Source organism: Psychrosphaera sp. (assembly GCF_982872775.1).
Map to the genome: position 1 here is coordinate 1 of NZ_CEYNSH010000039.1, position 21,336 is coordinate 21,336.

A 21,336-nucleotide genomic window follows, 5' to 3' on the forward strand; every position below is an offset into this window, starting at 1 on the left:
TATTGGTGTAAAGCTAAGTGTAACGTCTTTTAATCATTATCAAAAGCCGTTTTTGTTTATAAATACCGAGTGAGTAGTTTATTGTGAATCAAATGAGCAAAAACCAATCAATAATATGTACTCTTGTAAGCCATTTTTCTGGCTTTTTTTTGTTCTTTTCTATGTATACTAGGCAAATACAAAACAATAATAAAAACAGAAAACATGGATTTGTCATTTCGCTCTCGTCGCCAGCTTATAAAAGCAAAACAATTTCTTCCGACTCAACACCTAATGGACCGAGTCACAGCAGTTAAGGCTTGGTTTCAATGGCTTCAGGTCACTATTCTCGCCTTTTGGCATTCATTGACAACCCCACAGCGCTGTTATTTTACCGCGACTTTATTAGTAATTGGTCTTTTGTGGCTGGACTACGAGATTGAATTCTCCACCCTGGCTTGGATTTCATGGATAATTGTTGCTGGTTTAACAATAGAGTTTTGGCCTAAGTTTTTGCATCTTTGGGAGTCTCTATTAGGTAAAACCTTTATTTTAGTTTTTTACGCCATACTGGCCAACTTTGCCTTAGCCAGTTCGGGTGGTTTGGTCAATGAAGTAACGGGCGTCAGTGCAGACAGCCTTCCTTATTCTCACAACTGGGCACTGGTTTTAATGGTCCCGACTTGGTTTTTAGTCACCAATCTAATTGCCCTATTGGTTATTCAATTATTAGTCCCCGCTTATTTGGTCTTTTTACTTTTACTCAAGCCTTTTGGAATTAGAGGTTTGTGGCACTCTCCAGAATACAAATACGTGTTCAGTACCGCCCTAGTTCGTTATGTCTGGGTATGTATTTTAATTGCTGTAATGGGCGTTTATGGCGTCAAAAGTGGATTAGTAACACAGTCTTCGCCCATCGTTGGGAGCTTACTCGAAGGATTTGTGCATAGCCATGAAATGCAACAGAAAGAAGTCAAACTTGCAGCAGTAGAAGAGAAAAATGAGATTCAAACTGAAGACTCAGGGAATACTGAAGCTTCAACTTTAAATACGGATGAAAACTCAAATACCAGCGTACCGTTAGATACAAGCGAAAAGCCCATCGAAGCGTTAGAAACACAAGCCCTTATAACTTCAACAAACTCTACACTCATAGAAGACGAATTTATTGCTGAGCTAAAGAAAAACCAATCAGATGTAAAGTCACTACTTAAACGTTCTGTTGCTAACTTTATCTACTTATATGAAGCGGACTCTTACTCTCGCTGTGCACACCCTGAAGATACAAGAGTGGTTGAGCTAAATGATTACGAACTACTCATTGTTAAAGAAAACAAGGATGCGGATATCGGCTACGATTTTAATGTTATTGCCTGTCATAGCCCTGGCGTAAATCCAATTAAGTCTTAGTAGTTATAACCTTTACATAATAAAAAGCCCCAGCTCGTGAATGTGTGATTTCTGGGGCGTTTTAACCTTGGGTTTTACGTTACTGAACTTAGCCTATCTAGACTAGTCCATTTGTTTATTCTTTTTTAAAGAACCTGGGCGTTCCCAAGCGTGCTCATCCACTTCGTGCTCCCAGTGCTGATCTTCTTCAAGTGTTTGTTTGATGAAATCCCTTGTCTTGAGAGAGTGATTAATAAAGACTTTCTCATCGTTTTCCATTGTGGCTAACTGCTCGACCATTTCATCATCGTGTTTCTTGAATAAGCGACTTGCTCGCCAAGCACTATTGTGACGCCAGCCAAGTTTTTGCATGACCTTTGCGCCTAATTCCAGGCCACCAGCTAGGGTTTCTCGTTCTAGGTCCACGACTCCCGCTTTAATCAACTCGGTAGCATGTGGTCGGTTAATGGCACGTGCCAAAATCTTAACGTGAGGAAAATGACTTTGAATCGACTTAATGATTCGTAGGCTGCGCTCTGGCTCGTCAACGGCGACTACAATAACCTCAGCGTGTTCGGCACCGGCTGCGTGCAATAGTTCGTGGCGCTCACCTTCACCAAAATAAACCTTGTAACCAAACTTACGTACCATATCAATTTGACTAGAGTCATGGTCCAAAATAGTCGCACCAATTTTGTTGGCGGCGAGTAATCGACCAACCGCCTGACCAAATCGGCCAAAACCGATAATAATGACGCGATTTTCTTCCGAGATTGGATCTGAAGTCGGTACCGTTCGCTTTTTAGCAAATCTAGGTTGAATCAGCTTGTCATTTAATATTAAGAACAATGGCGTTAACAACATAGATAACGCCACAACTAGAGTTAGCTGCGACACAATATCTTGTGGCAACAAGTTCACCGTTAATGCAAACGCAAATAATACGAAGGCAAACTCTCCAGCTTGCGATAAAACAAACGAAAACGTATAGCGGTCAGCTTTGTCCATTGGCGAAAAGCGACCGACGAGTTGCAGAACCAAAAACTTCAGAATCATTAATCCTAATGTCAGAAAGACAATTAAAGCTGGGTTGTTTGCAAAGATCCCAAAATCGATACTCGCGCCAACTGAAATAAAAAACAGACCGAGTAATAAGCCTTTAAATGGTTCGATGTTGCTCTCTAACTCATGTCGATAATCACTTTCAGCCAATACAACGCCTGCCAAGAAGGTACCTAACGCAGGAGACAAACCGATTGATTGCATCGCCAAAGCCACCGCAATCACTAACAACAAAGCGGTCGCGGTGAAAACTTCACGAAGTTGACTTTGAGCAATAAAACTAAAGATAGGGTTCATTAAATAGCGGCCGCCAAAAATAATACCGCCTATTACCAACGCCGATACAGCCCCTTTTTGCCAGCCGTGCAATTCACCAGGAGTAGCCGCCATGGTCGAAACATCGGACGTTGCAAGTAAAGGTAATACAGCCAAAATAGGAATGACGGCGATGTCTTGAAATAACAAAACAGCAAAAGAGCCCTGACCCGCAGTGGATTTCATTTGGTTTTTTTCTTGTAAGCTTTGTAGCGCGATCGCGGTTGAGCTCAGAGCCAAAATCATGCCGATTGCCAAAGACTGTTGCCACGCGAGACCAAAGCCCATGGCGATTGCTGTAATAAACAATGTGGATAAAAACACCTGCATACCGCCACTACCGATAATTGGCACGCGCATCCGATACAAAAGGCTTGGCTTGAGCTCCAAACCAATCAAGAAAAGCATTAACACCACACCAAACTCAGCGAAATGCATGACATCCTTTGTATCACTCACAAAAGAGAGAACGTAAGGTCCGATGATGACACCAGCGACTAAATAACCCAAAACCGAACCAAGACCTAACCTTTTAGCTATCGGAACGGAGACAACCGCGGCCAGAAGATACATCACCGCGTCTGCTAATAAGTTATGTTCCATTATTCTTCTCCTACCAACGGGTTACTGTTATCAACGTCATCATTCGGTAAAAGCTTACCTGCATTTAATTGTTGTAAGACTTCAATGTAAGCGTTGGTTGTTGCCGTTAGACGCTCTGGAGCAGCAAATAATTTTCGCGAACCATGAATAATGAAAGGAGGTAGGTAATTCATCTGACACAAGTGTGCCGTCTGATTATACGGTGCCAATAACTGTTCCATAGTGAATCGGTTGTGACCCGTTTTGCAATAAGCTCGCTGACCACCGCCAGTGCTTATCACTGACATCCAGTTTTTATTTTTGAGTGCATCACCCTGTGGGCCGTAGGCGTAATTATATTGTAAAACCAGATCGAACCATTCTTTTAGTAATGACGGGCAGCTATACCAATAAAAGGGATGCTGAAAAACGACATTATCAAACTCAGATAGCAACTGCTGCTCAGATTCAATATCAATCACGCCATCAGGATATACCTCATACAAATCGTGAACTTTAACAAAAGGGTGTGTTCGAACGACCTCTATTAAATGCCGGTTTATTTTTGATTGTTCAAGATTTGGGTGTGCCAATACCAGTAAAACATTTTGCATTGTTTTGTATTCAGCCTATATAAAAAAAATAAAGGATTACAGTTACTAAGAGACAAGACTAACTGTAGCTCTTTTTTGTTACCATTTCGCGTTTTTCAAGGCTTTTTTATGTCTAATGCTCATAAATAATTTTATTTCAACTTGATCGCCGTTGTGGCGAATTTCGTAACATAAATTAATGTGAAATAAATGAGAGTGTTATGAAACGAGCGTTATTCCCCCTACCTATTTTTCTGCTACCTGGTGGGCGAACAAGGCTTCGAGTATTCGAGCCGAGATACAAACGATTGGTAAAAGAGTCGGCAGGCGAGACCGGTTTCGTAATCCTGCCCTATGAAAATTTGCCGAATCTAGATGACCCATTGTGCCAATGGGGAAGTCTAGTCACCATTATTGATTTCGAACAAGGAAACGACGGCTTATTGCACATTGATGTCGAATGTAAAAAAATGGTTGAAGTAACAAGCTTCGATATCGAAGATGACGGCTTGAAAAGAGGCGAAGTGTCACAGACAACTGAGCACTGGCCCCCTGCAACGATTGATGCTGAATTCGCTCACTCTGACGATGCCAAGCGCTTAACAGAGAGTTTAAAAGTCGTATTTGACCAACATTCAGAGCTTGCAGAGCTTTACAACAAGTTTGATTTTGAATCCGCCCGTTGGGTTTGCCAACGCTGGCTAGAGCTTTTACCGCTAAAGCGTCAAGAACAAAACGTATTCGCGCAATCATATTCGTTCAAGCGCGCATTCCAATTTTTAAGTTCTATTGTCTTTGAATAAAAGGTAATCTTTACGCAGAAAATTTACACTTTTAGTGATCCAGCCAGCCGAGTTCAACGTTATGTATCTCAAGTACGCGATAGAGGTATATCATGAATCTTCAGCAAAGCACGAGCACAGCACCGAGCGGGACCACGTCATCAGGAAATCCAAGACGTATGAAAAGTTCTAGCGACGATAGAGCGCCAGCTGAGTTAAGCGACTACTTGATGGCCGTTGCAGCCGACCGTGACAAACGAGCATTCGCAAAGCTGTTTGAATGGTTTGCACCAAAGATTAAACGAATTGCCGCCCAGAAGTTGAACAACGACGCTGCCGGTTTTGATATCACCCAAGAAACCATGACAAGAGTTTGGCGAAAGGCTCACCTTTTCTCGCCTGAAAAAGGCGCAGCAACAACGTGGGTTTATACGGTAATGAGAAACGTCATCTTCGACGCGATGCGTAAAAATAAAACCCAGCAAGCAGAGTCATTGAGTGATGATATTTGGCCAATCGAAGACCAAATTTCTGAAGAAATTCCGTTTCAAGATCACTTGATGAGTAGACAGTTAAGCGAGCTTGTCAAAAAGTTGCCGCCGAATCAGCAAGAGGCGTTGACCGCCGTTTACTTTAAACAATTAACACACGAAGAATTAGCGAAGCAGTTGAATATTCCTGTAGGTACAGTGAAATCAAGAATTCGACTAGCCGTAACCAAGTTGAAACAGCAGTTGGGAGCCGACCATGATTAAACATCACCCTAGTGAACAATTACTGACAGCGTTTGCTGCAGGGACTCTACCGGCTTCTATGGCAATCGGTGTTTCTATTCACTGTGATATGTGTGAAAAGTGCCGGGATGAAGTTCAGCAGTTGACGTCAAAGTTGGCAGCGACGGAATTCTCTTTGGCGGCCAAAGACAGTTCGCCAGCAGAGCCTTCAAAAGAAGCGTTAGACGACATTTTTGAAGCGGCGACAGCCGAGAATACAGGCAGCAGTGATGACGTAATGCTGATGGATTTTGGCAACATGATTGATGCGATCACCGCTGATGACGAAATCTCAGAGCAAGCCGTACAACGCAGCTCTTTGATAAAAGTTCATGGTAAACACTACGAGTTACCAAAAGCGTTAAACAACGTACGTATGTCTAACTGGTTAAATCTAGGAAAGCTGTCTCGAAGTAGTCTGAATTTAGACGAAGGTCCGCTTCACAGTCACATTTTACATATTGATGCAGGCGGTGAAGTGCCGACACACACTCACAAAGGCTTTGAAATCACCTTACTTCTTGATGGTAGTTTCGAAGATGAGATGGGGACGTATGTCGCTGGAGACTTTATCGAATTAAACGGTGAACATAACCACAAACCAAGAACTGACAAAGGGTGTTTGTGCTATACCGTTGCAGACGACGCGTTACAATTTACAGAAGGGTTCCACAAGTTATTTAATCCAATTGGAAGTCTTCTTTACTAATTCCAAAGCCCACTACTTTGGTTCTCTTGCCACGGCCATCCCTTTGCCGTGGCTTTTTTCTAGAATAAAAATTAATCAGCCAATTCAACGACATTGATCTCGTGCATTCTTGTGTGCGTACGCTATTCTAATCAAGATGTGATCCCAATTAGGAAAAGTATAAATGTCCATAGTATTAGGGTTGAGTGCTTGCTTGGCAGGCCAAGAAGTTCGGTTCGATAAGAGTCACAAAAAGTCCAATTTTGTCATGAACGAATTGGCTCGCCACGTCGAGTTTAAAACGTTTTGCCCGGAAGTCGCCATTGGACTTCCTATTCCACGCCCTACCATACGTCAAGTCATTGAAGACGGTGTCATTAAAGTTTGTCGTCCAGATGGAAGTGGTGATGTCACAAATGATTTGGCTGAATATGGCCAGAAAGTTGCCCAAAACAACACAGACATTAGTGGCTTTATTTTTACTGCAAAAAGTCCAAGCTGCGGTATGGAACGGGTAAAAATTTATCATATTGATGAAGATCACAAAGCAACCGGGAGCGAAATGACGGGCGTGGGTATGTTCGCCAAACAAATCATGGAAAATAACCCTGCGCTACCCTGTGAAGAAAATGGCCGCTTAAACGACCCAAACATTAGAGAAAACTTCGTTCTTAGAGTCTTTGCTTACGATGACTGGAAGAAAAACGTCGAGCCTGAATTAACAAAACACAACATTATGCAGTTTCACGCCCGCCACAAGTATTTGTTATTGAGTCATTCGCAAGCCGTTTATAAGGAACTCGGTAACTTTCTAGGCACCAGCGAGCTACCTGTTGAAGGCATCGCCAAAGAATATATTGTTAAGTTCATGACTGCGTTAAAGAAAATTGCCAGCCGTAAATCCCATGCCAATACCTTAATGCATATACAAGGTTATTTCAGTAAGTACATGGACAAAGAAGAAAAAGCCGAAATGACAGAACAAATCGAACAGTATCGCGAAGGCTTATTACCACTGATGGCACCATTAACCTTGCTGAAGCATTATCAACGAATTCACCCAAACGACTACATTGGTAATCAACGCTACCTTGACCCTTATCCGGCTGATTTAAAATTGAGGTACGGTCTCTAATGAATTTATTTTGGTTTCGAAACGACTTACGCCTTGATGACAACCCAGGACTTGAAGCGGCAATTGCAAATGCATTACAAAACAATGTCCCAGTTCGTGCATTGTTTGTTAGTACCCCTCAACAATGGGAAAAACACGACCGAGCACCAATTCAAAATGACTTTGCCGAGCGTCACGTTCAACTACTTGCCGACAAACTAAGCGCCTCAGGTATCGAGTTTGAAATACTTGAATGTGATGACTTTGCACAACAGGCCGACCTAATTGCTGATTATTGCCTGAATAACAAAGTTTCTTTGGTATATGCTAATGACGAGCTCGAAATTAACGAAGTTCAGCGTGACAAAGCCGTTGACGCCAAACTCAACGCCCTAGAAATTTCATTTAAGCGCTTTGAGTCAGACGTAGTCGCAGCAAAAGGCAATGTAAAAAATAAACAAGGCGAAATGTATCGCGTATTTACGCCCTTCAAACGAGAGTGGTTGTCTGTCGTGATTAACCAAGGCTTTGTTATTGCCCAGAGCAAACAAGCCATTGAAAAATACAAAAACGAATCTGAGCACACCAAAGAAATTGAATCACCTGTTAAGGTCAAGTTTAATGCAGCGAAAGTGGACTCGTCTCAGTGGCCGCTAGTTACAGAGTTAAGAACCGAGCTTGTCCCTGATTTTTATCAGAAAATAGCCCGTTACGAGGAAGACCGTGACTTTCCATCTATTAACGGCACATCAAAACTTTCGCCTTACTTAGCCATTGGCGCAGTAAGTCCAAAACGTTTGGTTTATCAATTGATGCACAATGTACCAAACATTCTCGATAATCAAAATGTTGCCGAATTTGCTTGGCTTAACCAAATTATTTGGCGCGACTTTTATCGTCACCTACTATTCCATTATCCGGAACTTTGTAAACACAAAAACTTTAACAGTAAGTACGATGCCTTAAATTGGCCCAATAACCCGTTTTTATATAAAGCGTGGACAGAAGGAAAAACTGGTTACCCAATTGTTGATGCCGCGATGCGTCAGCTTGTTCAAACCGGATGGATGCACAATCGCTTGCGAATGATAGTGGCCAGTTTTTTAACCAAGCACCTGTTGATCGACTGGCGTATTGGCGAAGCGTTTTTTGCCAAACACCTCATTGACTACGATTTAGCGAATAACAATGGTGGTTGGCAATGGGCGGCAGGAACAGGCTGTGATGCGCAACCATACTTTCGGATATTTAACCCGATTACGCAAAGTCAGAAGTTTGATCCCGAAGGTAAATTTATTCGTAAGTTTTTACCGGAGCTGAATAGTTTTTCAAACAAAGACATTCATTTTCCTCACAAAGTAATTAAGTCAGAAAAATTAAATGTCTATTGGCCAGCGATAGTTGACCATAAAACGGCTCGAGAAAATGCCTTAGACTTTTACAAAAGCAGCGAGACGTCCAATTCATGACACAAACAACAACCGGTGCAGAGAGTGACTCACTAGGTAATCAACCAGAGTGGTTGGTTCGTTACGTCGATACCTACAACATTCTTGATGCCAGTCACCTTAATTTGCTGGGTGATATTTATCACCCTCAAACAGTATTTGTCGACCCTGTACACAAGATTGAAGGCTTAGATAAACTGACCGAGTATTTCGCTGGTTTGTATCAAAACATGAATCATTGCCAGTTCGATATTACCAATGTGGTTTGTGAAGGAAATCAAGCTGCTATTTATTGGGAAATGAAATTCAGTCACAAAAAAATAAAAGCGGGCGAAACACTAGAAGTCATTGGTCACAGCCTTTTAAAAGAATCATCTGGCAAAGTGATTTATCAACGAGACTATTTTGATGTAGGTAGCATGGTCTATGAACACGTACCTATCTTAGGTTCGGTGATCAGACTGATTAAGCAAAAAATCTCTGGATAGACTAAAGTTTATACATACCGCATTGAAAATTATGGTAAAACAAGGTGTAAGATGAGCAAACAGGTACTGATCACTGGTGCAACTTCAGGGATAGGTAAAAGCCTTGCTGAGCTGTATGCCAGCAAAGGTTACAGCGTGTACGCCTGTGGCCGCAATAAAGAAAAGCTTGATGAGCTATCCAAGCGCGGTGGCATTATTCCGCTGAGATTTGACCAGCTTGATAGCAGTGACACTAAGGCTGTACTCGGTAATCTAGAGCCCATTGATATCGCTATCTTTAATGCCGGTGATTGTGAATATATTGATGATCCGCTTCACTTTGATGCAGATTTGTTTAAACGAGTCATCGACATCAACTTAACGTCTGTTGGAACTTTGCTGCAGCAGGTTCTACCTCAGTTAAATCGTGAAACTGATACAGCACAGCTGGTTTTAGTTGGCTCTTCTGCCTCTATGGTCCCTTTTACAAGAGCGCAAGCCTATGGTGCTTCCAAAGCCGGAATTGCCTACCTAGCCGATTCTCTGTACATCGATTTACAGCCTCAAAACATCGACGTTTCATTGGTTTTACCTGGTTTTATCAAAACGCCTCTCACAGACAAAAACGACTTTAACATGCCGTTTCTAATGTCTAGCGAAGAAGCGGCCGAGCGAATATACAAGGGCGTGAGTAAAAGAAAGCGTCATATCGCGTTTCCCAAACGACTGATATGGTCACTGAAGTTCGCACAATGGCTGCCTGCGACGTGGTGGCGCAAGATAATGCTCAAGTCAGACCAATAAAATTGATCAATAAGCCAACTTATTGAGTAAAACAAATCAATAACATGTAGTAAGACAACCAAACTGGTTGATATTTAGGAAGATAAATGAAAAAAGTTGCCGTAATAGGGTCAGGGATCTCGGGATTAACGACCGCGTATTTATTAAACAAGCAACACGATGTCCATGTATTTGAAGCGAATGACTATATCGGCGGTCATACTGCGACCATTGATGTTGAACACAACGGAGAAGCGCTCGCCATTGATACTGGTTTCATCGTTTTTAATGACAAAACCTACCCAAACTTTTTAACTTTACTCGAGCAGCTAAACATAAAAAAACAACCGACAGAGATGAGTTTTAGTGTGCTCAATTCAATTACTGGCTTGGAGTACAACGGCAATAATTTAGATACCTTGTTTGCTCAGCGCAGTAATCTTCTCAACCCTAGCTTTTGGTCCTTGATAAAACAGATCCTGAGGTTCAACAAACAGTGTAAAAGCTTGTACGAAGCCGACACCATCGACAATATCAATCTAGGTCAGTTTTTAGACCAGAACGGTTACAACGACTATTTTGCACAAAACTACATTTTACCGATGGCCGCAGCAATTTGGTCTTCAAGCCTTAATCAGGTAAAGCAGTTTGAGTTGAAGTTCTTTATTCAGTTTTTTTACAACCACGGCCTACTGAATATTCAAGACAGGCCACAGTGGTATGTCATTCCCGGCGGTTCAAGAAGTTACATCAAGCCTTTAGTAGGCAAGCTCAAACACCCTATTGAGCTCAACATGCCAGTGGTTAAAGTCAAACGCTTCGAGGACCATGTCGAGCTGCATTTTGCAGACGGCCAAATTCAGGTTTTCGATGAGGTTGTCTTTGCCTGTCACTCAGACCAAGCGCTAAAAATGTTAGAGGAGCCAACCGACCAAGAAAAAAGCGTGTTGGGTCGCCTACCTTATGTTAACAATGAAGTGGTCTTACACACCGACACAGCCATGCTGCCCAAACGTCGCAAGGCTTGGGCGAGCTGGAATTACCTACTTTCAGCAGACCAAGATGCACTGGCTACACTGACTTATAATATGAATATATTACAAGGCCTTGAGTCAAAAACGACATTCTGCGTCACATTGAACAAAACTCAAGATATTGATAAGTCTAAAATATTACGCTCATTTAATTACGCTCACCCGGTATTTAGCACCGAGTCACAACAGGCTCAAAAAGAGCGCTCATTAATTTGTGGTAAAAACCGAACTCATTACGTTGGTGCATACTGGTACAACGGCTTTCATGAAGACGGTGTAAAAAGCGCAGTAGATGTCGGTCTTCGATTTGGTTGCCCCCTGTAAGTGAGTCGAATATGAAAGCGAGCGAATCACAAACCATCAGCGGAATATATAAAGGGCACGTCAGGCACAGGCGTTTTAGTCCTAAAGTGCATAATTTTGGTTATAGCTTGTATATGTTTGCTCTGGACTTAGACGAGGCAGACACTTTATTCAGTAAATTATTCTTATTGGGTGCTCGATGGTATCACCCTTTCAAAATATCCAACAAAGACCACTTTAACAGTAAAAGTGCGGAGTCGACTGACAGTCAGCCTCAACAAATAAAGTCTTGTGTCATTGATAAAGTAAATGAGTTAGCACCACAACAGCACTTTCATGTGCCGTCTGTTTCTCATCACGAACACAAAGTAGTAATGGTGACTCAGGCTCGATGTTTTGGTGTCTATTTTAGCCCGATCAATCTGTATTTCTGTTATCCAAAAGACAGTAACCCTGAAGACTCTGTAGTCATGCTTGCAGAAGTAAGTAATACCCCGTGGAATGAAAAGCACTACTACCTAGTCAATACGGCTTCAAGCAAGCAACATGAAAACCCAAAGGCTTTTCACGTTTCACCTTTTATGCCGATGGACATGAACTATAAGTGGAAAATAAAGCCGCCAGGCAAGCACCTTAACGTCCATATAGAAAACTGGAAACAGTCGGGTGAAGAACAGCACTACAAAGGTGATTCAGGCCTATCGGCGCAACAAAATTCCTTCTCGCAATACAAAGTATTTGATGCCACTATGGTGCTTAAAAAACAGACACTCAGCAATCAAAACTTACTTAAGTTATTGATCAGTGTTCCGATGATGACCGTAAAAATAAGTAGCGCCATTTATTGGCAAGCATTAAAGCTTTTTGCTAAGCGGGTGCCTTTTATTGGTCACCCTGGAGTAAAAAGCCCTGAGGCTAAGTTACAGCAAGAGAATAAAGCAACAGTAAAACATTGAAAGCAAGGTGTACGAAACACCTTTACTAAGGATTTATGATGGAAAAGACGGCCTCTTCGTTAGGTGATAACAAAACAAATAGTACGAAAGTAAGCATTGCCGCTAATTTATATCAAAAAGTGGTTTTCTCTGTTTTGAATCGTTTAAACGGTGTGGGACTTACGATTGTTGATAACAACATTAACAATGGAGAGCCAACAGTATTTGGTGACCCTCAAGCCGAGCTGCAAGCACAGATCAATATTTTAGATCCAAATGTGTATAAAACTTTTGCCACGGGTGGGAGTATCGGGGCTGCAGAGGCCTACATAGAAAACCAATGGTCTAGCCCAAATTTGACTCGTCTGATTGAAGTTTTTGCCGTTTGCCAGCAACAGCTCGATGAGCTAGAAAAACACACCTCATGGTTGACTAAAATTAAAAACAGCCTGTTTCACAAGCGCAATAAAAACAGTAAAAGCGGCTCCAAAAATAACATTCTTGCCCATTATGACTTAGGTAATGAGCTATATACTCGTTTTCTTGATCCCGAAATGATGTACTCGTCGGCGATCTACAGCGACACAGCAACCGATTTAACCGCTGCGCAAAAGAACAAATTGCACCTTATTTGTGAGCGACTTGAGCTTAAAGCAACAGACCGAGTGGTCGAAATAGGCAGTGGCTGGGGTGGCTTAGCTATCTACGCGGCAAGTAACTACGGCTGTCATGTTACAACAACGACCATTTCAGACGCTCAATACGAATACGCTCAAAATCGTATTAAGTCCTTGGGCCTAGAAGACAAGATTACTCTACTAAAAGAAGACTACCGAAACTTAACTGGCGAATACGACAAACTTGTTTCCATCGAAATGATTGAAGCGGTGGGTTTTGAGTTCTACAGTGAGTTTTTTGCCAAGTGTAACGCCTTACTTAAAACCAATGGTAAGATGCTGATTCAAGCAATAACCATTGCTGACCAACGATTTGAACACTACAAAAACAATGTCGATTTTATTCAGCGTTATATCTTCCCTGGCGGCTGTCTGCCAAGTATTGAAAAAATGACCAATCACCTGCGCAAAGATACGCAAATGGTACTCCACGAACTTCATGATATTGGTTTGGATTACGCACGTACCCTGCAGCATTGGCGAGAGAAGTTTAATGAAAGCTGGCCGGAACTCACACAGTTTGGGTTTGACGACAAATTTAGACGTTTGTGGAATTATTACTTGTGTTACTGCGAAGGTGCGTTTTTACAACGTGCCACCAGCACAGTTCATTTTGTCGCTCGTAAATAGCCCTTTTACCAAAGGGTAATTCGACACAAAGTGTCTCGTTATTTAACGACGGGTCACCCACACTATTTAAATGAGAAAAAGAAGCTTCGGCTTCTTTTTCCATTTTTAGAAGTTTTAATTTGTGAGTTTGATTTTGCGTGGTAGTCTCGCCTATATTCAAATCAAGTTAATGCTTAATTTTAGAGAAACAATTCTGTGAGCACATTAAACAGCCAGCTGCTTTTTACCCTCTTACTTGTTGGCCTTGCTTGGCTTGCCAAACTCGCTTTTATAAAGCTCATCAACCGCAACTCTAACTCAAAGAGTACGGATAAACGCATTCATATTAATACGGCCAAAAACGCCATCAATATGATCACCGTTATCGCCTTGTTAATGTTGTGGAGCAACGAACTTCAAAACTTTGCTCTGTCCATTGCAGCATTTGTGGTCGCTATTGTTCTTGCCACACGTGAACTCATTCAGTGTTTCATTGGCTTTTTATATATTAGCAGTACTAATCCATTTAGAGTCGGTGACTGGATTCAAACTAATCACAACTTTGGTGAAGTGGCCGCTACTGACTGGGCCAAAGTAACGGTGCTAGAAATCAACTCAGAAACCTATTCTTATACGGGTAAGACTATCTTTTTGCCAAACAACCAGTTGATGACGTTACCCATCAAAAACATGAACTATATGAAGCGCTATACAAATCATAGCTTTTCTATCGTTGTTGAATGTATGGAAATCAACCCTCATCAGATTGTTGCTACGCTTGAGCAAAAAGCTCAAGAGCTTTGCATGACATTTGCCGATGTCGCCGAACGTTACAATAAGCTGATTGAAAACCGATTAGGAGTACAAATAGCAGGTCCCGCTCCTTCTATTCGTGTGCAATCTACCGACATAGGTAAAACCCAATTCTTATTCACTATTTTTTGCCCAACGAGCAAAGCTAAAAAATTAGAACAAGCTCTGAATAAAGAATTTTATGACGCTTATTTTGCTGCCAAGAAAGCAGCTGAGCAGGAAGAAGTGGTAAAATGCACCGAATGATATTACTCAGTCGGTGCTAGGTTACATATAAAGAGAGATTAACAGGAGTACTGTCTATCGGACTCATGGTTGTCCTCGAACCATACTGCACGTCGTCTTCCCTTTAACTATCATCAAATTTAGAGCCTTATTGGTAATTTAGTAGATATTCTACGTAACACATTTATTTTTAGCCCACTTCTTAAATTGCATAATGATCTCTTTGGAGACCTTTGTTAAAATGCCGTGCAATTTAAGCGCTTTGACTATAAAGAGAAAACGATGAAAAGAGTTGCAATCGTCATGGGCTCGCAGTCCGATGGCCCAACTATGAAACATGCCGCTGAAATGTTAAATCGATTTGGCATCGACTATCACGCAGAAGTCGTCTCTGCTCACCGCACTCCTCACCTTCTCCAATCATTTTCAGAATCAGCCGCCGACAATGGCTACCAAGTCATCATCGCAGGGGCTGGTGGTGCAGCGCATTTACCAGGTATGATTGCTGCTTACACACACCTTCCCGTTCTTGGCGTTCCAGTGAAGTCCAGCAAGCTAAGTGGTGTAGACTCGCTATACTCAATTGTACAAATGCCCAAAGGCGTCGCGGTAGGCACTTTAGCCATTGGCGAAGCCGGGGCAGCAAACGCTGGATTATTAGCGGCCCAAATTATCGGCCTCCAAGATCAAAAGGTCGCAGAAAAAATCAAAGCGTTTAGAGCAGAACAAACTCAAGACGTATTAGAGAATCATAAGTTAGACTTTTAACTAAACGGAAATCCAATGGCCCAGTCCTTCTTTCAAGATACATCCATTGTAAAACACGAATCAGATTTAATTGTTGTATTAGGACACGGGCAATTAGCTCGAATGATGTACCTAGAGGCAACGCAACTCGGGTTAAACATCATCGCGGTAAACGCAAACAGCAAACAATGTGTTCACCCTGTCGATAAGTCTGTCCTGCCTATTTCTCTCGACGAGGCATTTGCCAAAGCAAGCGCCATTACTTCTGAATTTGAACACTTACCTGAAGATTTAGTTACAAAAGCAGAAGCCACTGGAAAGTTTTTACCTAACGCTAAAGCCATTGCTGCTGGTGCCGATAGGATTGTCGAAAAGCAGTTATTAAGTGGCCTAAATATTGATAACTGCCAGCACGTTATTGTTAGAGAGCTCGACGATTTACACCAAGCACGCGAGACGCTGGGCGAGCGTATCATTCTCAAAACCAGCCGAGATGGCTATGACGGTTACGGTCAATGGCGTATTTTTTCAGACGATGACTTTACTCGTATTCAGAGCGAACTGGCTGAGCATAACTTTGCGCAGATGCCTTTGGTTGCAGAGAAGTGCATTAACTTTAAACGCGAATTGTCTTTAATCGGCGTGACAGATAAAAATGGCAACCACCTGTTTTATCCATTAACAGAGAACCACCACAGTGATGGTCAGTTGGTTTTATCCATCGCACCAGCACCGGAAGTTTCAACTGAGCTACAAACATCAGCCGAAACGGCGTACAAAAAGATCGCTGACAAACTCGATTATTGTGGGGTATTGGCCATTGAGTTCTTTGAAGTTGATGGTGGACTATTAGTTAATGAGATTGCTCCACGTGTTCACAACTCTGGTCATTGGACCCAACAAGGCAGTACAACAAGTCAATTTGAAAACCACATTAGAGCTGTTGCAGGCTTCCCTTTAGGCCTTACTCAGGTGCTATCTCCGGTCGCTATGATCAATTATGTGGGCTTTGCGCGACCGAAAGCAGACCTGTTTTCAGTGCCAAATGTTCACTTACATTGGTACGATAAATCGGTTCGACCTAAACGCAAGATGGGTCATATAAATATTGTCGGCCAAACTACAGAAGAACTTCTAAAAACCGTTAAGCAAGTGAAAGCATTTATCCCTGAGGGATTAGCCAAAAACCTTGCCCCATTAATAGAAGAATAAAAGGCTTAGACAACGTCTTTAAATTTTAACTAAAGGGTTCTGCAACACGATGGACAAACTAATACACGGTGTTAAAAAGTTTCAAGAGGAAGTATATCCGATTCACAAAGAACGGTTTGAAGCTTTAGCGGACGTACAAGATCCCGATGTCTTATTTATCACCTGTTCGGATTCTCGAATTGACCCAAATTTGATCACTCAGTCAAACCCTGGTGAACTATTTATCTGCCGTAACGCAGGGAACATAGTACCGCCTCACTCACACGAGACGGGCGGCATGACAGCTTCGATTGAATATGCTGTGTCGGTATTAGGGGTAAAACATATCATTATTTGTGGTCATAGCTCCTGCGGCGCTATGAAAGCAGCGATGGCGCCAGAAAACGTTAACTCGTTACCACACGTTAAGGTTTGGATTGACCATTGTCGTGCTGCAAAAGAAGCCGTTGAGCACAAACACGAATGTTTAAATGACGAGCATTTAGATGAAGTCACTAAACAAAATATCATTTTACAAATGAACCACTTAAAAACGCACCCTTCTGTTTTTTCTCGCTTAAACGGCAAAGAAGTTCAAGTACACGGTTGGATGTACGACATCAAAACCGGTAACGTTGAAGTGTATGACGAACAAAGTGGTGAGTTTGTTAACGTAAAATAAGCCTATTAATGAAACCACAGTTACATCCAAGAAATCGCCATCAAGTTATTGATGGCGTTGCTTATCGATTTGACGAATTAAGCAAAGCCAATCCCGACCTGATTCCCCACATTATTACGCTAGACAAACCCAAAGCTTCTTCTCATCAAACCATTAACTTTAGTGACGCAAGTGCCGTCAAAGAGCTGAATCGTGCATTACTACTCGCCTATTATGGATTACAGTTTTGGCAATTACCTGAGCCGTTTTTGTGTCCGCCAGTACCCGGTCGCGCTGACTATATCCATCATATCGCTGATCTTTTGGCGAGTGATAATAACGGTGAAATACCAACTGGTCGCAAAGTCAAAGGCATTGATGTGGGCACGGGTGCCAACCTCATTTACCCCATTATTGGTCGATACGAATACAAATGGTCTTTTCTGGCATCCGAGCTGAACCCGATGTCGGTGCAATGTGCCAAAACATTAATCCAAAGTAATAATTTATTAAAAAAAGACGTCAAGTTGATTGCTCAAAGTAATGCCACACACTACTTTGATGGCATCATTCAAAAAGATCACAGGCTCGCTTTTACCATGTGTAACCCACCTTTTCACAAAAGTGCTGAAGAGGCGAGTAAAGGAAGTGAGCAAAAACAACGAAACTTAGCCAAAAACCAAACCAAACGCGCTAGCCAAATGGCAAGCTCAATTAAAGGCCAAACTAAAAAGTTGAATTTTGGTGGCCAGCAGTCGGAGCTTTGGTGTGATGGTGGAGAGGTTGAATTCGTATGTAATATGATTAAGGAAAGTGTTAACTATCAAGAGCAAGTGTTATGGTTTTCCAGTTTAGTCTCTAAAAAAGACAGTCTAAAAACCATTCAAAAATGTGTCGAATCCGTCGCTCCTGAAAGTATAAAAATTATAGAAATGGGCCAAGGAAGTAAAATAAGCCGTTTTATTGCTTGGACGTTTATCCCAGCCCATCATCGTTCGACCTTTTTTGAATAGCTTATATCAATTAATGGAATCAATATGACAAATCAATTTAAACGTTTTGCCGGTCTGACTCTCATTGCCAGCGCCGTATTGGCTGGCTGTCAGCCAAGCGACAAGCCTACTTCAAATGAGCAATCTACGTCTAATGAAGCCAACCAAACAAAAAGTGTTCAGTCATCTTCTCTTGGGGCACATTGGATTGATACCAATCTTGTTTTACTTTCAAACACATTTAACGCACATGACGTATTGTTGGTCACTGAGTATCAAGACGGCCGCAAAGAGCAAGTTAGCCTAAGTGTTGCGTCATTACCAAGCGAAATCGCAACACAACGCCCCCATTTAAAAGACTTTGTCGCTTACTCTTTTGCTGATTCTATTAGTGCTAATGACATCAAACAAAAATTAAAAGGCCACAACCAAATCGTCTTAAAACGAGACGGTGAAACGGTAAATCAAGCCTTTATTCAGCACGCAGCGGTCATTGACCATTTGTACACCTCTGGTGCAAATGATGCCGATGAATACACCGCACTGGGCGCGACAATTAAAAGTGATGGCGATGTTCAATTTAGTTTATGGGCACCAACAGCGAGCAGTGTTTATGTCACTTTATACAATCAAGACAAGTCAGCTAAATCGGGGCCTATTGAATTAATCGAAGACACAAAAACCGGTATTTGGACGCTTTCTACTGACCAAGCTCAGCCTTATGACTTCTACCAGTATCAAGTCAACGTTTTTCATCCACGTACCGAGCAGTTTGAGAAATTAGTCACTACAGACCCATACTCCCTTAGCCTCTCGGTAAACAGTAAGTACTCACAAGTTGTTAACTTGAGCGATAATAAAGCTAAGCCAAAAGGCTGGGACAGTCACACCATTCCGACTGTCGAAGCACCTGAAGATTTAATTTTATATGAGTCACATATTCGCGACTTTAGTGCCTTTGATACAAAGTTAAGTGACGTTACATATCGCGGTAAATACAAAGCGTTCAGTGAAACCAACAGTGACGGTATGACGCATCTGTTAAAGCTAAGAGACGCGGGTTTAAATACGGTTCACCTATTACCAACTTACGATTTATCGACCATCAACGAAGATCCAAGCCAAGCTATCGATATCAATGACTCAATGAGTAAAGTGTGCGACTTGGTAAAAGACTTAGATGTTTGTAATCAAATTGACGCTTCACAACATACATTACAGTCATTACTGGCAAGCTATGATCCTATGGGTTCACAAGCACAAGACTTGATGGAAAAAATCCGTGGCTATGATAACTACAACTGGGGTTACGATCCGTATCATTACACAGTGCCAGAGGGTAGCTACGCGGTAAATCCAGACGGCGTTAGCCGTATTGTTGAGTTTAGAGAAATGGTGATGTCACTGCACAACCAAGGCTTTAGAGTCATCATGGACGTTGTTTACAACCATACCTTTGCTTCTGGTGTCGCAGAAAAGTCAGTATTAGACAAAATCGTACCTAACTATTACCACCGTTATGACCCGGTCACAAACCAGCTAGAGATGTCTACCTGTTGTGACAATACCGCAACTGAAAATGCCATGATGGCCAAATTGATGACCGACTCACTGGTGACGTGGGCGAAAGAGTACAAGATCGACGGTTTCCGTTTTGACTTGATGGGTCATCAGCCAAAACAAGCGATGCTAGAGGCTCGTGAAGCGGTAAAACGCGTTGACGAAGACACTTACTTTTATGGTGAAGGTTGGAACTTTGGTGAAGTAGCAAACAACCGCCAATTTATTCAAGCGTCACAAACTGAGTTAGCCGGAACAGAAATTGGTACCTTTACTGACAGGCTTCGCGATGCCATCCGTGGTGGTAATTTCCAAACGGGCGCATTCGGTCTTCGCCATGACCAAGGTATAGGAAACGGCTTAACCGTTGTACCAAATGACCTTCAAAACAACTATCTGCAAATTGAAGAATACTTAAAGTCTATGGACCAGGTTAAGCTAGGCTTAGCCGCTAACCTAGTCGACTTTAAATTCATCAATACCTTTGGGATCGCAGTAAAAGGTAAAGATGTACCTTACGGTGGTGGTCCAGCAGGTTATGCACTAGACCCTGCTGATACAGTTAACTACGTATCTAAGCACGACAACCAAACTTTATGGGATAACAATCAATACCGTATTAAGCATGACGCGACAACGGATGAACGAGTAAGAATGCAACTACTTTCGTTGTCATACCCAATGTTTGCTCAAGGTATTCCATTTATTCACATGGGCTCAGAATTATTACGTTCAAAGTCATTCTTACGTGACAGCTATGACTATGGTGACTGGTTTAACAAAGTCGACTTTTCATACCAAACCAACAACTACAATGTCGGCTTGCCACCAGCTGAGAAGGACGGTGATAACTGGCCTGTGGTATCTAGCGTATTGACCAAAAATGAAGGTCGTGACAAGGTTACTTCTGAACACATCCAGTTTGCGTCAGCCAAGTTCCAAGAGTTTATTAAAATTAGAACAGGCTCTCCTTTATTTAGACTTCGTACTTCGGAGCAAGTAAAGGAACACGTAAGCTTCTTAAACCCAGATGTACTTAGTCAACGAGGTTTAATTGTCATGCACCTATCAGACGATGGCGTGAACGATTTGGACCCTAACTACGAATCTATCGTGGTTATCTTCAATAATGATGATAGAACGCAAACGTTCCGTGCCGATGGCAGTGACTATGAGTTACACCCAGTCTTAGCCGACGGTGTGGATGAAATTGTTAAGCGTTCTGAGTCTTCTGAGGAAGGGTTTGTAATACCACCTCTAACGACCGCTGTTTTTGTTAAGGAATAATAAATTATGCTGTCAGCCGAACTCTCGATCATATTATTAAATGTCATCGTCGTACTTTTTGCCTATGGCTCTATTTACCCTAAAATTGCCGGTAATAGTTTCAATAAGATTACATTTTATGACTTGTTTGTTTCTGGGTTCGTGCTGGCGGTCGTCGGCGCTAAATTTTGGGGGACCGGTCAAGAGTTTAACTTACTGATTACTCATGTAAATTGGTTTTGGTTTACCCTCGTCACCTTTGGTGCGATAGAAATCCCTGTATTTTTGGCTTATTGCAAAAAGCACAAAGTAGACCTTTCTATTGACTCTATAGACAGCGAAAAGTAA

At 42.0% G+C, this 21,336-nt stretch carries 20 protein-coding genes; 18 read left to right on the forward strand and 2 right to left on the reverse strand.

All coding sequences use genetic code 11. The features are described 5' to 3' along the window. Positions 1-204: 204 nt before the first annotated feature. Positions 205-1,389 (forward strand): hypothetical protein, encoded by a 1,185-nt coding sequence (locus AC4E96_RS11095; RefSeq protein ID WP_490255861.1) that lies wholly within the window; start codon positions 205-207, stop codon positions 1,387-1,389. Between the two features lie 102 nt (positions 1,390-1,491). On the opposite strand, the gene AC4E96_RS11100 is transcribed toward AC4E96_RS11095, so the two are convergent. Both AC4E96_RS11100 and AC4E96_RS11105 read right to left on the reverse strand, forming a co-directional pair. Next, a complete protein-coding gene (locus tag AC4E96_RS11100; RefSeq protein ID WP_488033897.1) occupies positions 1,492-3,348 on the reverse strand; it encodes a monovalent cation:proton antiporter-2 (CPA2) family protein in 1,857 nt (618 codons plus the stop codon). Beyond that, complete coding sequence (locus AC4E96_RS11105) at positions 3,348-3,941, reverse strand: NAD(P)H-dependent oxidoreductase (protein WP_488033898.1); 594 nt, start codon at positions 3,939-3,941, stop codon at positions 3,348-3,350. Before AC4E96_RS11105 ends, AC4E96_RS11100 begins: the two co-directional genes overlap by 1 nt. 200 nt (positions 3,942-4,141) lie before the next feature. Between AC4E96_RS11105 and AC4E96_RS11110 the strand changes: the two genes are divergently transcribed. The 17 genes from AC4E96_RS11110 to AC4E96_RS11190 all read left to right on the forward strand — a co-directional run bounded on the left by AC4E96_RS11110 (position 4,142) and on the right by AC4E96_RS11190 (position 21,336). After that, positions 4,142-4,723, forward strand: coding sequence for an LON peptidase substrate-binding domain-containing protein (locus AC4E96_RS11110; protein WP_490255862.1), 582 nt, complete (start codon positions 4,142-4,144; stop codon positions 4,721-4,723). Positions 4,724-4,881: 158 nt separating this feature from the next. Then, on the forward strand, positions 4,882-5,457 hold the full coding sequence (locus tag AC4E96_RS11115; protein WP_490255863.1) for a sigma-70 family RNA polymerase sigma factor: 576 nt from the start codon (positions 4,882-4,884) through the stop codon (positions 5,455-5,457). Further along, on the forward strand, positions 5,450-6,184 hold the full coding sequence (locus tag AC4E96_RS11120) for a ChrR family anti-sigma-E factor (RefSeq protein ID WP_490255864.1): 735 nt from the start codon (positions 5,450-5,452) through the stop codon (positions 6,182-6,184). The genes AC4E96_RS11115 and AC4E96_RS11120 overlap by 8 nt, the downstream gene beginning before the upstream one ends. A 163-nt stretch (positions 6,185-6,347) precedes the next feature. Then, positions 6,348-7,298 carry a YbgA family protein gene (locus AC4E96_RS11125; RefSeq protein WP_490255865.1) on the forward strand — a complete coding sequence of 317 codons (951 nt, stop codon included), beginning with the start codon at positions 6,348-6,350 and terminating at the stop codon, positions 7,296-7,298. Beyond that, the gene (gene phrB, locus AC4E96_RS11130; RefSeq protein WP_490255866.1) at positions 7,298-8,746 is read left to right on the forward strand and encodes a deoxyribodipyrimidine photo-lyase; all 1,449 of its coding nucleotides are present in this window, start codon (positions 7,298-7,300) and stop codon (positions 8,744-8,746) included. The genes AC4E96_RS11125 and phrB overlap by 1 nt, the downstream gene beginning before the upstream one ends. After that, on the forward strand, positions 8,743-9,213 hold the full coding sequence (locus tag AC4E96_RS11135) for a nuclear transport factor 2 family protein (protein ID WP_488033904.1): 471 nt from the start codon (positions 8,743-8,745) through the stop codon (positions 9,211-9,213). Before phrB ends, AC4E96_RS11135 begins: the two co-directional genes overlap by 4 nt. Before the next feature lie 51 nt (positions 9,214-9,264). Then, positions 9,265-9,996, forward strand: a complete 732-nt coding sequence (locus AC4E96_RS11140) for an SDR family NAD(P)-dependent oxidoreductase (RefSeq protein WP_488033905.1) — start codon at positions 9,265-9,267, stop codon at positions 9,994-9,996. An 86-nt stretch (positions 9,997-10,082) separates the two neighbouring features. Beyond that, positions 10,083-11,333, forward strand: coding sequence for an NAD(P)/FAD-dependent oxidoreductase (locus AC4E96_RS11145; protein WP_490255867.1), 1,251 nt, complete (start codon positions 10,083-10,085; stop codon positions 11,331-11,333). Between the two features lie 11 nt (positions 11,334-11,344). Continuing rightward, the gene (locus AC4E96_RS11150; RefSeq protein WP_490255868.1) at positions 11,345-12,268 is read left to right on the forward strand and encodes a DUF1365 domain-containing protein; all 924 of its coding nucleotides are present in this window, start codon (positions 11,345-11,347) and stop codon (positions 12,266-12,268) included. Positions 12,269-12,306: 38 nt separating this feature from the next. Beyond that, positions 12,307-13,554: a class I SAM-dependent methyltransferase gene (locus tag AC4E96_RS11155; protein ID WP_490255869.1), complete on the forward strand. Its 1,248-nt coding sequence runs from the start codon at positions 12,307-12,309 to the stop codon at positions 13,552-13,554. Positions 13,555-13,749: 195 nt separating this feature from the next. Then, on the forward strand, positions 13,750-14,592 hold the full coding sequence (locus AC4E96_RS11160; protein WP_488033909.1) for a mechanosensitive ion channel family protein: 843 nt from the start codon (positions 13,750-13,752) through the stop codon (positions 14,590-14,592). A 261-nt stretch (positions 14,593-14,853) separates the two neighbouring features. Next, positions 14,854-15,339, forward strand: coding sequence for a 5-(carboxyamino)imidazole ribonucleotide mutase (gene purE / locus AC4E96_RS11165; RefSeq protein WP_490255870.1), 486 nt, complete (start codon positions 14,854-14,856; stop codon positions 15,337-15,339). A gap of 15 nt (positions 15,340-15,354) precedes the next feature. Next, positions 15,355-16,530, forward strand: coding sequence for a 5-(carboxyamino)imidazole ribonucleotide synthase (locus AC4E96_RS11170; RefSeq protein ID WP_490255871.1), 1,176 nt, complete (start codon positions 15,355-15,357; stop codon positions 16,528-16,530). A gap of 49 nt (positions 16,531-16,579) precedes the next feature. Beyond that, positions 16,580-17,191 carry a carbonic anhydrase gene (locus AC4E96_RS11175; protein ID WP_488033912.1) on the forward strand — a complete coding sequence of 204 codons (612 nt, stop codon included), beginning with the start codon at positions 16,580-16,582 and terminating at the stop codon, positions 17,189-17,191. A gap of 8 nt (positions 17,192-17,199) precedes the next feature. Continuing rightward, positions 17,200-18,183 carry a 23S rRNA (adenine(1618)-N(6))-methyltransferase RlmF gene (gene rlmF / locus AC4E96_RS11180; RefSeq protein ID WP_488033913.1) on the forward strand — a complete coding sequence of 328 codons (984 nt, stop codon included), beginning with the start codon at positions 17,200-17,202 and terminating at the stop codon, positions 18,181-18,183. Between the two features lie 24 nt (positions 18,184-18,207). Further along, positions 18,208-21,009 (forward strand): pullulanase-type alpha-1,6-glucosidase, encoded by a 2,802-nt coding sequence (gene pulA / locus AC4E96_RS11185; protein ID WP_490255872.1) that lies wholly within the window; start codon positions 18,208-18,210, stop codon positions 21,007-21,009. 6 nt (positions 21,010-21,015) lie between these two features. After that, positions 21,016-21,336 carry a hypothetical protein gene (locus tag AC4E96_RS11190; RefSeq protein WP_490255873.1) on the forward strand — a complete coding sequence of 107 codons (321 nt, stop codon included), beginning with the start codon at positions 21,016-21,018 and terminating at the stop codon, positions 21,334-21,336.

Coding starts and splice junctions, on each gene's coding strand:
- AC4E96_RS11145 (WP_490255867.1), top strand. CDS start 10,083: ATGAAAAAAGTTGCCGTAATAGGGTCAGGGATCTCGGGATTAACGACC.
- AC4E96_RS11175 (WP_488033912.1), top strand. CDS start 16,580: ATGGACAAACTAATACACGGTGTTAAAAAGTTTCAAGAGGAAGTATAT.
- AC4E96_RS11135 (WP_488033904.1), top strand. CDS start 8,743: ATGACACAAACAACAACCGGTGCAGAGAGTGACTCACTAGGTAATCAA.
- rlmF (WP_488033913.1), top strand. CDS start 17,200: ATGAAACCACAGTTACATCCAAGAAATCGCCATCAAGTTATTGATGGC.
- pulA (WP_490255872.1), top strand. CDS start 18,208: ATGACAAATCAATTTAAACGTTTTGCCGGTCTGACTCTCATTGCCAGC.
- AC4E96_RS11190 (WP_490255873.1), top strand. CDS start 21,016: ATGCTGTCAGCCGAACTCTCGATCATATTATTAAATGTCATCGTCGTA.
- phrB (WP_490255866.1), top strand. CDS start 7,298: ATGAATTTATTTTGGTTTCGAAACGACTTACGCCTTGATGACAACCCA.
- AC4E96_RS11150 (WP_490255868.1), top strand. CDS start 11,345: ATGAAAGCGAGCGAATCACAAACCATCAGCGGAATATATAAAGGGCAC.
- AC4E96_RS11110 (WP_490255862.1), top strand. CDS start 4,142: ATGAAACGAGCGTTATTCCCCCTACCTATTTTTCTGCTACCTGGTGGG.
- AC4E96_RS11115 (WP_490255863.1), top strand. CDS start 4,882: ATGAAAAGTTCTAGCGACGATAGAGCGCCAGCTGAGTTAAGCGACTAC.
- purE (WP_490255870.1), top strand. CDS start 14,854: ATGAAAAGAGTTGCAATCGTCATGGGCTCGCAGTCCGATGGCCCAACT.
- AC4E96_RS11125 (WP_490255865.1), top strand. CDS start 6,348: ATGTCCATAGTATTAGGGTTGAGTGCTTGCTTGGCAGGCCAAGAAGTT.
- AC4E96_RS11120 (WP_490255864.1), top strand. CDS start 5,450: ATGATTAAACATCACCCTAGTGAACAATTACTGACAGCGTTTGCTGCA.
- AC4E96_RS11105 (WP_488033898.1), bottom strand. CDS start 3,941: ATGCAAAATGTTTTACTGGTATTGGCACACCCAAATCTTGAACAATCA.
- AC4E96_RS11100 (WP_488033897.1), bottom strand. CDS start 3,348: ATGGAACATAACTTATTAGCAGACGCGGTGATGTATCTTCTGGCCGCG.
- AC4E96_RS11155 (WP_490255869.1), top strand. CDS start 12,307: ATGGAAAAGACGGCCTCTTCGTTAGGTGATAACAAAACAAATAGTACG.
- AC4E96_RS11140 (WP_488033905.1), top strand. CDS start 9,265: ATGAGCAAACAGGTACTGATCACTGGTGCAACTTCAGGGATAGGTAAA.
- AC4E96_RS11170 (WP_490255871.1), top strand. CDS start 15,355: ATGGCCCAGTCCTTCTTTCAAGATACATCCATTGTAAAACACGAATCA.
- AC4E96_RS11095 (WP_490255861.1), top strand. CDS start 205: ATGGATTTGTCATTTCGCTCTCGTCGCCAGCTTATAAAAGCAAAACAA.